12 protein-coding genes are annotated in these 14200 nt (G+C 67.3%); 5 read left to right on the top strand and 7 right to left on the bottom strand.

Annotated features, from left to right (window positions below; genetic code table 11):
- Positions 1-141 precede the first annotated feature (141 nt).
- The 6 genes from ATO4_RS06485 to ATO4_RS06505 all read right to left on the bottom strand — a co-directional run bounded on the left by ATO4_RS06485 (position 142) and on the right by ATO4_RS06505 (position 6703).
- A complete protein-coding gene (locus ATO4_RS06485; RefSeq protein ID WP_210191031.1) occupies positions 142-1497 on the bottom strand; it encodes a TRAP transporter large permease subunit in 1356 nt (451 codons plus the stop codon).
- A 3-nt stretch (positions 1498-1500) separates the two neighbouring features.
- The gene (locus ATO4_RS28050) at positions 1501-2748 is read right to left on the bottom strand and encodes a TRAP transporter small permease subunit (RefSeq protein WP_210191032.1); all 1248 of its coding nucleotides are present in this window, start codon (positions 2746-2748) and stop codon (positions 1501-1503) included.
- A 135-nt stretch (positions 2749-2883) separates the two neighbouring features.
- Positions 2884-3996 carry a TRAP transporter substrate-binding protein DctP gene (gene dctP / locus ATO4_RS06490; RefSeq protein ID WP_245308601.1) on the bottom strand — a complete coding sequence of 371 codons (1113 nt, stop codon included), beginning with the start codon at positions 3994-3996 and terminating at the stop codon, positions 2884-2886.
- 370 nt (positions 3997-4366) lie between these two features.
- Positions 4367-5362: a BMP family ABC transporter substrate-binding protein gene (locus tag ATO4_RS06495; protein WP_083590621.1), complete on the bottom strand. Its 996-nt coding sequence runs from the start codon at positions 5360-5362 to the stop codon at positions 4367-4369.
- Positions 5363-5585: 223 nt separating this feature from the next.
- Positions 5586-6257, bottom strand: coding sequence for a peptide-methionine (S)-S-oxide reductase MsrA (gene msrA, locus ATO4_RS06500; protein ID WP_083590622.1), 672 nt, complete (start codon positions 6255-6257; stop codon positions 5586-5588).
- A 155-nt stretch (positions 6258-6412) separates the two neighbouring features.
- Complete coding sequence (locus ATO4_RS06505) at positions 6413-6703, bottom strand: hypothetical protein (RefSeq protein ID WP_083590623.1); 291 nt, start codon at positions 6701-6703, stop codon at positions 6413-6415.
- A gap of 273 nt (positions 6704-6976) precedes the next feature.
- Between ATO4_RS06505 and ATO4_RS06510 the strand changes: the two genes are divergently transcribed.
- The 3 genes from ATO4_RS06510 (at position 6977) to ATO4_RS06520 (ending at position 9777) form a co-directional block, all read left to right on the top strand.
- Positions 6977-7867, top strand: a complete 891-nt coding sequence (locus tag ATO4_RS06510) for a universal stress protein (RefSeq protein ID WP_176222881.1) — start codon at positions 6977-6979, stop codon at positions 7865-7867.
- 329 nt (positions 7868-8196) lie between these two features.
- Positions 8197-8958: a Crp/Fnr family transcriptional regulator gene (locus ATO4_RS06515; protein ID WP_245308602.1), complete on the top strand. Its 762-nt coding sequence runs from the start codon at positions 8197-8199 to the stop codon at positions 8956-8958.
- Between the two features lie 162 nt (positions 8959-9120).
- Positions 9121-9777: a response regulator transcription factor gene (locus tag ATO4_RS06520; protein ID WP_083590626.1), complete on the top strand. Its 657-nt coding sequence runs from the start codon at positions 9121-9123 to the stop codon at positions 9775-9777.
- An 80-nt stretch (positions 9778-9857) separates the two neighbouring features.
- Here the strand turns inward: ATO4_RS06520 and ATO4_RS06525 are convergent, their stop codons facing one another.
- On the bottom strand, positions 9858-13322 hold the full coding sequence (locus ATO4_RS06525; RefSeq protein WP_083590715.1) for a NahK/ErcS family hybrid sensor histidine kinase/response regulator: 3465 nt from the start codon (positions 13320-13322) through the stop codon (positions 9858-9860).
- A gap of 226 nt (positions 13323-13548) precedes the next feature.
- Between ATO4_RS06525 and ATO4_RS06530 the strand changes: the two genes are divergently transcribed.
- Both ATO4_RS06530 and ATO4_RS06535 read left to right on the top strand, forming a co-directional pair.
- Positions 13549-13815: a BrnT family toxin gene (locus tag ATO4_RS06530; RefSeq protein WP_083590627.1), complete on the top strand. Its 267-nt coding sequence runs from the start codon at positions 13549-13551 to the stop codon at positions 13813-13815.
- A complete protein-coding gene (locus ATO4_RS06535) occupies positions 13812-14123 on the top strand; it encodes a BrnA antitoxin family protein (RefSeq protein WP_083590628.1) in 312 nt (103 codons plus the stop codon). Before ATO4_RS06530 ends, ATO4_RS06535 begins: the two co-directional genes overlap by 4 nt.
- Positions 14124-14200 lie beyond the last annotated feature (77 nt).

Below are 14200 nucleotides of genomic sequence, written 5' to 3' on the forward strand. Positions count from 1 at the left end.
TGGCGGTCACAGGAGAAGGCGGAACCCAAGCTCCGCCCCAGCCGATATAGGGGGCTGCCGCGCCATGACCATTCGACGGGGCCGACAAAACGACCGCGGCGAGAGCGAACTCACGGCTCGCCCCGCGCCTGTCCTTCCGTCTCAGCCATAGACGACCTTCGGCAGCCAGGTGATGATCTCCGGGAACACCATGCACAGGACGAGGCCGATCAGCTGGATCGTCAGGAAGGGCATCGCCGCCTTGAAGATCCGGGCCATCGGGATTTCCGGCGGGGCGACGCCGCGCAGATAGAACAGCGCGTAGCCGAAGGGCGGCGACAGGAAGCTCATCTGCATGTTGACGAGATAGAGGACGCCGAACCACAGGACGAGGTCGTCGGCGGTATCGAGGCCGAAGGCGGCGGCGCCGAGGCCCTTGATGATCGGCACGAAGATCGGGACGCAGAGAAGCAGGATGCCGACCCAGTCGAGGAACATGCCGAGGAAGATCAGGATGATCTGCATGAAGATCAGGATCCCCCACGGCCCCAGCCCCATGCCCTGCATGGCGCCGGCGACGAACTGCTGGCCGCCTTCGAGGACGTAGAGGCCGACGAAGATCGTCGCGCCGAACATGATCCAGATGACCATGGCGGTGGCCTTCAGCGTCGTGAGGCATGCGCCCTGGACGGTCGGCCAGTCGAGCTTGCGGTGGATCGCCGCGACGATGAAGGCGCCGAAGGTGCCGATGCCGGCGGCTTCCACCGGCGTCGCGACGCCGGAGAAGATGACGCCGAGGACGACGACGATGAGCGCGACCGGCGCCGACATCTTCGACATCACCTGGATCTTCTCGCGGAACGAGATGCGCTCTTCCAGGGGCGCCGGCGGGCCGAGGCTCGGGTCGATGTAGGACCGGGCGACGACGTAGAGGATGTAGAGGCCGGACAGGAGCAGCCCCGGAAACACCGCGCCGATGAACAGTTCGCCCACCGACTGTTCGGCGACGACGGCGTAGATGATGGCGAGGATCGATGGCGGGATCAGGATGCCGAGGGTGCCGCCGGCCATGATCGAGCCCATGGCGATCTCGGGATTGTAGTGGCGCTTGAGCATGGCCGGGAGCGCGATGATGCCCATGGTGACGACCGCCGCGCCGATGACGCCGACCATGGCGGCGAGAATCGTCGAGGCGATGATCGTCGCGGCGGCGAGGCCGCCCTTCACCCCGCCGAGCACCTTGTAGATGACGTCGAACATGTCGTTGATGATGCCGGCGCGCTCGAGCATCGCCGCCATGAAGATGAACAGCGGGATGGCCGAGAGCTGGTAGTTGGTCATCAGCGGGAAGATGCGCGACGGCACGATGTTCAGCGTCTGCCAGTCGCCGAGGATGAAGAGGAAGACGCAGGCGAGGCCGCCGGTGACGAAGGCCAGCGGCAGCCCGGCCATCAAGAGCAGGAGCAGGCTGCCGAACATGATCAGCGTCAGCCAGCCGATGTCGATTTCGAGACCCATCGTTCAGGCCTTTCCGGGAGTGCTGGAGGCGCCGGGGGTGCTGGGCACCCCGCTTGCGAGGGTTCGGAAATCCTGGGCGAGCTTGGCGAGGCCCTGCAGGACGAGGAGGGCCGCGCCGACGACGATCGCCCATTTGAACGGCCAGTAGGCGAGCTGCCAGTCGGTGAAGGAGACCTCGCTCACGCGCGTCGCGTCTGCCGCGAAGATCCAGCCGGTGACGAGGAGCACGCCCGCGAAGATGAAGAAGAACACCGAGGTCAGGATGTCGGCCAAGGCTTTGCGGCGCGGCGACAGCGGCGCATAGAAGATATCGACGCGCACATGGCTTTCGCTCAGCATCGCATAGGCGCCCATGATGAGATATTGCATCCCGAACATGAGATACATGCCCTCATGGGCCCAGTTGGTCGGCGAGTTGAAGACGTATCTGGCGACGACCTCGTAGTAGTAGACGAAGACGGCGATGACCGCCCAGTAGGAGACGAACTCGCCGGAATAGAAGGACAATCGGTCGATCCAGCCGGACGGGCCGGGATGGATGTTGGCGCGGTCCTTGAGAAACTCGCCGCTGAGAGGCTGCAGCGGTTCCTCGTCCGCCCCCTCGGTCGCCAGCTTCCGGTTGGCGCTGCGGACCAGGAAGGGCAGCAGCAGGGCATCGACGGCGACGAGACAGAGGATCGCCACGAAGGCGATGAAGGCGACGTTTTCCCAGAAATCGCGACTTTCCCCGGTCGTCTGGGCGATCGCCTGCTGCTCGCGAAGATCGATGCGGGCGGCTTCGAGGCGCTGGCGCGAGCTCTCCAGCCGTCGCTCCTCGCGCTGCAGCCGGCGCTCGGCCGCCCGCCGGGTGAAGGAGCCTTCCTCGGCTGCGGCCACCTCGGCGCGCAGCCCGGCCAGCGAGGCGTCGGCCTCGGCCAGCCGCGGCTCCTCCCGCTCGATCGTGCTGGTCGAGACGCGCACGATGTTGGCGGCGTCGGAATAGGCGGACCGGGCATCGCGCTGGTGGGCGTTGGCGTAGAGGATCGCGGCAAAGAGCGGCAGGAAGACCAGCCCCCAGGGGATGCTCTTCAGATAGAAGCGATGGAGGCCGAGCATGCCGCCGGTAACCAGCACGAAATAGGCAAGCGGCAGCGAATAGACGCGCGGCCCGTCGCTTCGCCCGCGCCGCGCCATGGCCATGGCGAAGAGCGGGAAGACGACGAGCAGCGCCCAGTACAGCCAGTGCGGCAGTACGAACGTCAAGCTCGGCATGGGTCTGATCCTGGTGAGGGGAAAAAAAGCGCGCCGGCCCCTGGTCCGGCACGACCGCGGAAAGAGGCTGTGCCGCTCTCGCGCGATCGTGCCTGGGTCAGCGCGCGGGAAAGTCCGCGGCGACGAGGCGGAAGCTCAGAGGTTGGTGAGTTCCAGCCCCTCGAGCAGGCTCGGCTCGACATAGCCGAGGGATCCCGACTGCATGTAGTCGAGCTGGATCTTGAAGACCCTGGCGGCGTCCTTGTCCTTGTTCGCCCAGTTGAACCAGATCGGCACGGCGACCTCGGTCATCAGCGCGACGTCGTCCTGGGTGAGGCGGGTCACCTCGGTGCCGTCGTCGGCGAACTTCTGCCAGGCTTCCTGGTTGGCCTTCTGGATCGCCGCATGGTGCATGTCGGAATAGGCATGCGTCTCCATCTCGACGAACTGCTGCATCTGCGGCGACAGCTTGTCCCAGGCGGCCTTGCCGACGGTCAGGTCCATCAGGTCGACGGGCTGGTACAGCGACATGAAGCCCGGAGGGCCCATGGAGATGTATTTGGTCACCTGGCTGAAGCCGAGGGCATAGTTGACGGCGGGGCCGGTATAGTCGGCGACGTCGATGGTGCCCTTCTCCAGCGCCGGGAAGATCTCCGAGCCCGGCAGAACGGTGGTCTTGGCGCCGAGCGCCTGGAACACCTCGGCGACCATGCCGCCCGGCAGGCGCATCTTGCGGTCGCGGAAGTCGTCGATCGAGCGGATCGGCACCTTGGAGTGGATGATGTTGGCGTCGTGCTGGATCGGACCGACGAAATGCATGCCCTGCGCCGCATAGAGCTCGCGGGCGATCTCGAGGCCGCCGAGGCCGTAATAGAAGGTGTCGAACTCGTGCGGATTGCGCAGGCCGAGCGGATAGGAGGTGAGGAACACCGCCGCCGGGATGATGCCTTGCGCGTAGATGGTGAAGGGGTTCACCGCTTCCAGCACGCCGTTCTTCACCGCGTCGAAGAGCTGGAAGTCGCCGACGACGTCATTGGCGCCGAAGGGGGTGAATTCCAGCTCGCCGCCGGTCTTGTCCTTGATCGACGCGCACCACTCCTTGAAGGTGGTGAGGCCGATGCCGCCCGGCCAGGAGGTCTGCACCCGCCAGGTCGTCGTCTGCCCTTGCGCCCGTGCCACATGCGGTGCGGCGAGCGTTGCCGCAACGGCGCCGCCAGCCAGCGCCGAACGGCCGAGAAATGCTCTGCGATCAATGAGTTGCTTGGTCAATATCGCCTCCCTTTGTCTCCAGTCGAAGCTCATTCCTCCCGGCTTCGACACCGACATCTGTAGAGTAGAGGCAGAAGAGCGATCGAAGCAACCGGCTTCGCGATATCATCCATGACGACCTTGCGGCAGATCGTCATCTCTGCTGACGGTTATTGCGGGTTGAACGGAGCCAGCGTGTCTGCGAAAGCGGCAGGACTGGCCGTCTTGCCGAGACATTGGACGGTCGGTGCCGTGGCACCCGCGTGCGTCGGCGATCTGACCATGCAAGGCGATCTGACCATGCAAAAAGCGCCGCCGGAGGGCCGGCGACGCTTCGATCGGATGGGCAGATCGTGTTTGACGGCCCGCTGCCGCCCGGCTCGGGCCGTTGTCAGTAGGGGCAGCTGGAATCGGTCGTGTAGTCGTGGACTTCGATCGTGCCGGCGATGATGTCCGCCTTGGCCTTCTCGGCCGCCGCCTTCATCTCGTCGGTGATGAGGTCCTTGTTGTGCTCGTCGATCGTGTAGCCGACGCCCTCTTCCTTGAGGCCGAGCGTGACCACGCCTGACGTCCACTTGTCGTCCTTGGCGTCCATGAACGCCTGGTAGACGGCGTTGTCGACCCGCTTGACCATCGACGTCAGGACATGGCCGGGGAACAGGCCGTTCTGGTTGGAATCGACGCCGATGCCGTATTTGCCGGCATCCGCCGCCGCCTGCAGCACGCCGATGCCGGTGCCGCCGGCGGCGTGGAAGATCACGTCGGCGCCCTTGTCGATCTGCGCCTTGGCGAGCTCGCCGCCGCGCACCGGGTCGTTCCAGGCCGCGCCCGTCGAGCCGGTCATGTTCTCGAACACCGCGTCGTCCTTCGAGACCGACTTGACGCCGCCCTTGTAGCCGCAGGAAAATTTCGAGATCAGCGGGATGTCCATGCCGCCGATGAAGCCGACCTTGCCGTCGGCGGACTTCATCGCCGCCAGGATGCCGACGAGATAGGAGCCTTCCTCTTCCTTGAAGAGGATCGAGCGGACGTTAGGCAGGTCGACGACGGAATCGATGATGGCGAACTCAGTGTCCGGATATTCCTTGGCGACGGCCTCCAGCGCCGCGGCCTGGGAGAAGCCGACCGAGATGATCGGGCTGGCGCCGTCCCGGGCAAAGCGCCGCAGGGCCTGCTCGCGCTGGGCGTCGTTGACGATCTCGAACTCGCGATACTCGGTCCCGGTCTCCTTCTCGAACCGCTCGGCGCCGTCATAGGCACCCTCGTTGAAGGATTTGTCGAACTTGCCGCCGAGGTCGTAGAGGATCGCCGGCTTGAAATCGGCGGCGGAGGCGGCCGACGCGGACAGGACCGTGGCGGCGAGCATGGCGGCGAGGAGATGTTTCATCGAGGTCAGGATCCCTGTTGGCGAGAGAGTGGTTCGACTTCGGCGGGCGACCCGGGCTCGTGCCGCCAAGCCGCGGCAGGCGGGAAACCCGCGCCGGTCGGCAGAGTGGCACGGGCTGCGGCCGGATTGAAGTGAAATCAGTGGGATCGCGGCGGGCGGGCGTCGAAACGCGACGGCGTTCCACGCGCCCGGCGATGGGATGCCTGAAGCGGCTGCAGGCTGCTCAGCCGGCGGGCAGGGCGGTGATCCCGACGGGGCATGAAATTCCCGTTCCGCCGCCGCCGCAATAGCCGCGCGGATTCTTGGCGAGATACTGCTGGTGATAGTCCTCGGCGTAGAAGAACTCCGGCGCCGGCAGGATCTCGGTGCTGATCGTGCCCTTGTGGCCGGCCTTCGCCAGAGCCTCCTGGTAGCGGAGCTTCGAGGCGCTGGCCGCCTCGGCCTGCGCGCCCGAAAGCGTGTAGATGCCGGAGCGGTACTGGGTGCCCATGTCGTTGCCCTGGCGCATGCCCTGGGTCGGATTGTGGCCCTCCCAGAAGGCCTTCAGGAGATGCTCGTAGGACACGACGTCCGGATCGTGGACGACCAGCACCACCTCGTTGTGCCCTGTCTGGCCGGTGCAGACCTCCTGGTAGGTCGGGTTCGGGGTGACGCCTGCGGCATAGCCGACGGCGGTGACCCAGACGCCCTCGGTCTGCCAGAACCGGCGCTCGACGCCCCAGAAGCAGCCCATGCCGAACATCGCCGTCTCGAGGCCTGCGGGGAAGGGGCCCTTGAGCGGACGGTGCGTGATGAAATGCTCTGCCGCCGTCACGATCGGCTCGCTGCGGCCGGGCAGCGCGTCGCCGGGTGCAGGCAGCTTCATCTTCCGGGAAAACATGTCGAGAATGTACATGGAGCCTCCTTGCGGGACCGGTCCGTCGCGGCGCTGGAACTTGCGCCGGGCAGGCGCAGACAAGGTTTGCCGCCTCGCCTCGGGCCGACCCACCCTCCGAGCTTCCTATGTCGGCCGAAACGTCTTCGCCATCAAGGGAGCGCGTCTGCGGCCCTTCAGGGCATGCGCCGGATGTCCCGACCCCGGCGCCTGCCGCGGTGGCCGAGAAGCATGAGCCCGAGGCCGAGCGCGCCGCAGGTGATGGACATCGACCACGTGCCGACGACGGCGATGGTGCTCGAGCCCGGGGCGGCCTCGGCGAGTACGAAACCCATGGCGGCGAGCGCCTGGTCGATGGTCACGAGTTGCGTCGTCTCGTCGGCGAGGGACCGGGCGATGTCGCCGACGGCGAAGACGACGCCGACGGCCAGAACGAGAAGGCCGAGGGCGCGGAACAGAAGATGCATGGGCCAAGCCTCGCATGTCTTTTCGTCGCGTCTCGCCGGTGGTCGCACCGTGCCGGATCGACGGAGCGTCGCCCCGGCCCGATGAGCGCGGCGACAAACCGGAACTGCCCGATCGCGGCGGCAAAGACAAGACCGGCCGCCCGGCTTCCGCTTGGCCCCCGCCCGTTGGGTTCGTGCCAGACGGCTGCGTCGAACGGATGTTGACCTTGATCAACCGGAGGGCGGTCAATCGGTGCTATGGTGGGCTTCGAATCCAACCAGGGAGCAGGGACCATGACCTTCGAAGACCGTTCGGATCATTCCCAGTCGCAATCGCACGGCTCGGCGGCCTCGCCTTTCATCGCCGATCTCGGCGTCATGCTGATCGGCGCGCAGAGCGACGAGCCGGCGATCGCCTATGCGGAGACGCTCGCCGCCAGCTTCGGCGCCCATCTCGACTGCCACTATCTCAACCACATTCCGATCCCCATCCTGGCGACGGCTCCGGGCTCGGCGGTGCTGTCCGCCGAATTCGCACGGCAAGCGGAGGAGGCGGGGGACACGGTAGCGGCCGGCCTGCGGCAAAGGCTGGAGAGGCTCGGCGTGCCATGGGAGCTGCGGCGCTCGGACGGCACGCTCGGCGAGCTGCGCTCGGCCGTCATGCGCCAGAGCGGGCTCGTCGACCTGGTCGTCCAGTCGCAGAAATCGGTGACCCAGGCGACCGACATGTCGTTGTTCGAGGCGGTGCTGTTCGATGCACGGGCCCCGATCCTGCTGGTGCCGGACGATGCGGCCGACGCCAAGGCCCCGGCGACGGTTCTCGTCGCGTTCCGCGATACGCCGGAATGCGCGCGGGCGATCGCCGCGGCGCTGCCGTTCCTGGAGCGCGCGGATCTGGCAATCCTGGCGAGTGTCGCGGAGGATGGCAGCGCCGAAGAGCGCGGCATCGAGCCGATGAACGACATGGCCCGCCATCTCGCCCGGCACGGCGTGACGGTCGAGCTCCGCGAGCTGCCGGGCTGGACCGATCCGGCCGAAGGGTTGCTCGCCGAGGCGAAGGCCGTCGGGGCGGATCTCCTCGTCGCCGGCGCCTACGGCCATTCGCGCCTGCGCGAGTACCTGCTCGGCGGCGTCACCCGCAATCTCGTCCGGAGCGCCGGCCTGCCGATGCTGATGGCGCACTGAGGGCTGTGCCCGCCGGCCCCTGTGGCGAATCGTCGTCCTTTCGACGCCGCTGACCGGGCCTGCGCCCCCGGTCGTCGGCCCGGGCTCGCCATCGCCGTCGAGCGGTGCGGCAGATGCCGCATATCGCCGCTTTTTGCCCGGAATCCGGAGGCTGGCCAGCCCGCGGCGCTTCCCTTCGGGCGGCCGTATGTCCTATAGGGGGAGAGACCCGCGTGGCCGGTGCACCCTCTGTCACGCACCGACCTGTGCCTACGGCAATGCAAAACACTGCAACAGGGCCGAACGCCGGTGCCCCCGCGGGGCAGCGGCGAATCGAGCTGGAGGAACGTTTGGACAAGACCGCCCAGAAGATCCTCTTGAAGCGGTTGAACCTGGTAGCGGAGATCGATGCCGATGACGAGGCGGACATTCTCGCCTTGCCGGTGACGACGCGCGAGTTCGATGCCGGAATCGACATCGTGTCGGAGGGGCAATATGTCAGGCAGTGCTGCATCCTGATCGATGGGTTTACCCATCGCTATCGGCACACGCTGGAAGGCAAGCGGCAGATCATCGCCTTCCACGTTGCCGGCGACATTCCGGATCTTCACAGCCTGCACATGAACTACATGGACCACAGCTTTGCGGCGACGGCGCAGAGCCGCATCGGCTTCATCGCCCACGAGGCGGTGTGGGAGCTGTGCGTCCGCCGGCCGCGGGTCGCCGCGGCGCTGTGGCGCGAGACGCTGATCGACGGGGCGATCTTCCGCGAATGGATCGTCGGCCTCGGCCGGCTGTCGGGCCAGAGCCGCACCGCTCATCTCCTCTGCGAACTCGCCATGCGCATGCAGGCCGTGGGGCTCGCCCCCGACCATGTCTACCGCCTGCCGCTGACCCAGCACGAGCTCGCCGACGCGCTCGGCCTGACCGTCGTGACCGTCAACCGGGTGCTGCGCGACCTGAGGATCGCCGGCCTGGTCGACCGGGAGCGCTCGCGCATGGCGATCCGCGACTGGGACGCGCTGGCGCGGCTCGGCGAGTTTGATCCGCGCTACCTGCGTTTTCGCATGCCGATCACGATGACGCGTGCAACCGGTCTCGTAGCAAACTGAGCCGCGACGGGCCTCGCGACGCCCCTTTAGAGGCATGATCGCCGGAAGGACGAGACGACGGCGGCTGCGCATTGCGGCAATCGGCTGGCGGCGGCCTCGCAATGCAACGCTCCGTTGGCTACAGCAGGGACCGCCGTGAGGACAACCCAGAAAGAGGAGCCGATGCGCCCGCTTTTCATCGTCGCCGACGATCATCCGCTGTTTCGCGGGGCGCTGAAGGAGATTCTCCTGTCGCTTCCGCAAGGCGCGGAGATCGTCGAGGCGGCCGATTTCGACCAGGCCGCCGCGGCGCTCGAACGGCACGGCGATGCCGATCTCCTGCTGCTCGATCTGGCCATGCCGGGAACCAGCGGGCTGTCGGGTCTGGCGCTCCTGCGCGCCGAGCATCCCTCCGTGCCGATCGCCATCGTGTCTGCCAGCGAGGACAGCCAGATCATCGCCCGCGCCCTCGACCTCGGCGCCTCGGGCTTCATCCCGAAATCGGCCGGCTTCGACGAGATCCGCACCGCGATCGTCCGGCTGCTGTCCGGCGACGTGTGGCTGCCGGGGGACGTGTCTCTGGATGCGCCGGGCGATCCCGACGTCGCCGACCTGATCGCCCGGGTGAAGACCCTGACGCCGCAGCAGACAAGGGTTCTGTCGATGCTCGGCCGCGGCCTCCTCAACAAGCAGATCGCCTATGAGCTCGGGGTCTCCGAGCCGACGATCAAGGCCCATGTCTCGGCCGTCCTCCTCAAGCTCGGCGTCGACAGCCGCACCCAGGCAGTGATCCAGCTCGGCAAGCTCGGCATCGACCCGGAGCGCAGCATCGCCGGCTAACTCTTGTCGGCCGGGCAATGAGGCCGGGCAGAGGGGGCCGGCAATGGCGCGAGCGTTGCGGCGATGCCTCGCCGGAACGGCTACTCGGCGGCTTCCTGGCGCTGCAGCGCACTCGCCATCGCCGCCCGGAGCGAGGCCGGCTTCAAGGGCTTGGTCAGCACCTGCACGCCCATGGCGAGAGCCTCCTCGCGCACCTTCGCCGAACGGTCGGCGGTGACCAGGATGGCGAAGAGCCGCTCGTCTAGCCGCCGCCGCAGCTCGGCGAGCGCGACCAGCCCGTCGCCGCCGTCGTCGAGATGGTAGTCGACCAGCGCGATTTCCGGCCGGAAGCGCGACGTCGCCAGCGCCGCTACCGCCTCGTCAGCCGAGGCGAAGGCCTCGACCTCGCAGCCCCAGCCGGTCAGCAGCGTCTTCATGCCGTCGCGGATGGCCGGCTCGTTGTCGATGCACAGCACCATCGCGCCCGAGACCGCCAGGCCGATCTGCGCCCGGGGCGAAACGCTCACTGCGGCCTCGCCGAAGCCGGGTGCGGCGAGGGGCAGTCCGACCCGGAAGGCGGTGCCGCTGCCGTGCCGCGATCGCGCCGCGACCGGATGGTCGAGGACGCGGGCGATGCGGTCGACGATCGACAGGCCGAGCCCCAGGCCGCTCGCCGTCCGGCTGCCCTCGTCGAGGCGCACGAATTCCTCGTAGATGGTCTGCAGCTTGTCCTGCGGGATGCCGATGCCGCTGTCGGCGATCTCGAGGTCGATCCGGTCCTGACCGCGCCGCCGCACGCCGACGACGATCTTGCCTTGCCGGGTGTATTTGACGGCGTTGGAGACGAGATTCTGGATCAGGCGGCGCAGGAGGTTGCGGTCGGATCGGACCGCGACGGAGGTCGCGATGAAGCGCAGCGACAGGCCCTTCTCCTCGGCGAGCGGTCGCAGGTCCGTCTCGATCTGCTTCAACAGCGGCTGCAGTGGAAATTCGGTGAGCTTGGCCTGCATTCCCCCGGCGTCGAGACGTGAGATGTCGAGGACGGCGCCGATGATCGCCTCGACCGCTTCGAGGGACGAGCCGATATTGCCGGCGAGATCGGCGTCGGCGGAGCGACCGTGGCGCTGCTCCAGCGCCGAGACATAGAGGCGGGCGGCATTCAGCGGCTGCAGGATGTCGTGGCCGGCAGCGGCCAGGAAGCGGGTCTTCGACAGGTTCGCCGCCTCCGCCGCGCGACGGGCCTCGGCGAGATCCCGGTTGGCGGCGGTCAGTTCGGCCGTGCGCTGGCGCACCCGCTCCTCCAGCGTCTCGTTGATCTCCCGCAGCGCCACAGCCCGGCGCACCCGTTCCGTCATGTCCGAGACGGTGGCGACGAGGCCGCCGTCGGGCATGGTGTTGACGCGCATTTCGATGGTGCGGCCGGACCGGGCGAGGGCGATCTGGCGCTGCGCCGGCGGGCGGGTCAGCTGGTCGAAGCTCGCCGCATATTCGCCCGGGTCGATCTCGCCGTCGACGAGCAGCTGGTCGAAGACGGCGGTGAGCGGTGTGCCGACCCGGCCGAATTCGGCGGTCAGGCCGACGAGGTCGCGGAACTGCCGGTTCCAGAAGGTGAGGCAGAAGTCGCCGTCGAAGATGGCGAGGCCCTGATCGACCTGCTCCAGCGCGATGCGCAGGAGGTCGCGGTTGTACTGCAGCGCCTCGGTCGCATCGTCGAGCAGCTGCAGCGCCGTGCTGCTGGAATCGGCGTGGCGCTGGAACAAGAGCGACAGGACGAGGCGCGAGGACGCCGAGCCGATCGCCGAGGCGAGCAGCTGTTCGGAGAAGTTGATCGTCGCGCCGTCCGCCGCGGCCTCGTCGGCGAGAACGCCCTGATGGTCGCGGGCGAAGGCGGTAAAGGCGCGTTCGGTGCGCCTCGTCCCGAGATAGCGGGCGATCGTCGACTTGAGATCGGCGACCCTTACGTTGATGCGCATGCGCCGGCCGGGCGCCGCGGCAAAGCCGTCGCGGCCGACGAAGACAGCCGCCTGGATCCGCTCCAGCGGCCGTGCCGGCCGGCTGAGCGAGCCCGCGACGAGGCAGGCGAGATTGGCCGACAGGCTGAGGACGACACCGAGAAGCAGCGGATCGACGAGCGGCATACCGTCGTCACCGATCAGGATGCCCGGCAGCGGGGTGGCGATGCCCAGCGTCGGGGCGAGCAGGGTGAGCGCCCAGAGGACGACGCCCGCCGAGAGCCCCGCCATGGCGCCGCGGGCATTGGCGCGCTTCCAGTAGAGGCCGGCAAAGAGGGCTGGAGCAAGCTGGGCGATGGCGGCGAAGGAGAGAAGGCCGATCGAGGCGAGGCCGCTGCCGTCCCCGGCGAAGCGGTAATAGACGTAGCCGAAGAAGACGATCGTCAGGATCGCCGAGCGGCGGACGTTGAGGATCAGGCGGGTCTCGTCGCCGGGATTGCCGGGCCGGCGGCCGCGGCGCTTCAGGAGGATCGGCAGGACGAGGTCGTTGGAGATCATGATCGCCAGGGCGACGCTGGCGACGATGACCATGGCGGTCGCCGCCGACAGCCCGCCGATGAAGGCGACGAGACCGAGGAGATCGGCTCCCGAGGAGAGCGGCAGGGCGAGCACGTAGAGATCGGCGTCGAACTGCGGGCCGAGTCGGATGAGACCGGCGGCGGCGATGGGCACGACGAACAGGTTGATCGCGACGAGATAGATCGGAAACAGCCACCTTGCCCGGCGGATCTCGCCGCGCGTGCGGTTCTCGACGACGGTCATGTGGAACTGGCGGGGCAGAAGCAGGATGACCAGCGCGCTGAGGCCGAGGCTGGCGAAGAAGGAGCCGGCCAGCGGCGTCGTGAACGCCGTCCTGACGGCGGTGCTGGCGAGCGCCGTGCGCCAGAGTTCCTGCGGGTCGAACAGGAAGAAGGTTGCCCAGATGCCGACGGCGATGAAGGCGCCGAGCTTGATCAGCGATTCCATGGCGACCGCCAGCACCAGGCCGTCCTGGTGCTCGGTGGCGTCGGCATGGCGGGTCCCGAACAGGATCGCGAACAGGCCGAGGACGGTGGCGATCAAAAGGGACAGGTCGCCGAACAGCGGCGGCACGTCGAGATTGGGCCGATAGTGGAACACGAGGGTGGCGACGCTGGTCGAGATCGCCTTCAGCTGCAGCGAGATGTAGGGAACCGTGCCGACCAGGGCGATAACGGTGGCGAGCGCCGCGACGGCCGGGCTCTTGCCGTAGCGCGAGCCGATGAAGTCGGCGACGGTGGTGATCTTCTCGGCCTTGGCGTGGCGGACGATCCGCTCGATGAAGCTTGGTGCGAGAAGGAAGACCAGGATCGGGCCGAGATAGATCGCCAGGAACGCAAATCCCTCGCGGGCGGCGACGCCGACGGAGCCGAGGAAGGTCCAGGAGGTGCAGTAGACAGCAAGGCTCAGCGCATAGACGGCCGGCCGGCTGGCATCGGCCGGACGACGGGCCGCCCTCCGGTCGCCCCAATAGGCGACGGCGAAGAGAAGCAACAGATAGACGATCGCCACGAGGGCGATGAGACCGCTGTGCACGCGCGAGACCCCGGCTCGGACGCCGACGATGGTCGGCGGCGTCGGCAGGCGGGAACTTCGCCACAGGCCCGGCACCGGCGCAAGGGCCGGGCGTCACGAGCGAGTGGGTTGGAAGTCGGCATCTTGCCGCCTGATGGATCGCGACGATCACCAGGGGAAAGACGATCGAGCGGGCGCCGAACGTTATGCTTTCGTGATGGCTTCAACGCCGTGATACGAGAATTATATGAGGATAACCTGGGACGAAACGAAGCGCCGGAGCAATCTCGCAAAGCACGGGCTGGATTTCGTTGCGCTGACCATTGCCTTCTTCGAAGGTGCCATCGTCCGGCCAGGACGAGAAGGGCGCCTGCTGGCTCTCGGGCGGCTGGAAAATGAACGGTTCGTCGCAGTGGTGTTCCGTCCCCTCGGCTCCGAAGCCCTTTCAGTGATCAGCATCCGGCCCGCCTCGCAGAAAGAGACCCGGATGGCGATGCACAAGGAGGTTCCATGACAGGCACGACCACGAAGGTCTTCGATCCGAAGCATGCCGCCGCCAACGGCTACACCGAAGCGGACTGGGACGAGGTGTCCGACAATCCGGAATGGACCGCCGAAGATGTCGCGAATGCCGAGCCTTTTGCCGAGGCTCTTCCCGAACTTCAGGCGAGCATTCAGCGTGGCGAAGGGCGAACGCCCGTCGAAAAGCCGCGCCAGCAGATCTCTCTGCGCCTCGATCCCGATGTCGTTGCCAAGTTCAAGGCAACAGGAAAGGGTTGGCAGTCGCGGATCAACGAGATCCTGAAAAAGGCCAAGGTCTAGCCGGGATGTCCCGGCCCCGCCTCCGACTCTCCCGGCAACTGACGGTTCCCCCGCCGGCGATTGACTTCGCTGCCCCT

It is taken from the genome of Aurantimonas sp. 22II-16-19i, from assembly GCF_002088275.1.
Lineage (GTDB): Bacteria > Pseudomonadota > Alphaproteobacteria > Rhizobiales > Rhizobiaceae > Jiella.

Excerpts from the sequence above, each read along its gene's own strand:
- ATO4_RS06485 (WP_210191031.1), bottom strand. The coding sequence starts at position 1,497 with ATGGGTCTCGAAATCGACATCGGCTGGCTGACGCTGATCATGTTCGGC.
- ATO4_RS28050 (WP_210191032.1), bottom strand. The coding sequence starts at position 2,748 with ATGCCGAGCTTGACGTTCGTACTGCCGCACTGGCTGTACTGGGCGCTG.
- ATO4_RS06495 (WP_083590621.1), bottom strand. The coding sequence starts at position 5,362 with ATGAAACATCTCCTCGCCGCCATGCTCGCCGCCACGGTCCTGTCCGCG.
- msrA (WP_083590622.1), bottom strand. The coding sequence starts at position 6,257 with ATGTACATTCTCGACATGTTTTCCCGGAAGATGAAGCTGCCTGCACCC.
- ATO4_RS06505 (WP_083590623.1), bottom strand. The coding sequence starts at position 6,703 with ATGCATCTTCTGTTCCGCGCCCTCGGCCTTCTCGTTCTGGCCGTCGGC.
- ATO4_RS06510 (WP_176222881.1), top strand. The coding sequence starts at position 6,977 with ATGACCTTCGAAGACCGTTCGGATCATTCCCAGTCGCAATCGCACGGC.
- ATO4_RS06520 (WP_083590626.1), top strand. The coding sequence starts at position 9,121 with ATGCGCCCGCTTTTCATCGTCGCCGACGATCATCCGCTGTTTCGCGGG.
- ATO4_RS06530 (WP_083590627.1), top strand. The coding sequence starts at position 13,549 with ATGAGGATAACCTGGGACGAAACGAAGCGCCGGAGCAATCTCGCAAAG.
- ATO4_RS06535 (WP_083590628.1), top strand. The coding sequence starts at position 13,812 with ATGACAGGCACGACCACGAAGGTCTTCGATCCGAAGCATGCCGCCGCC.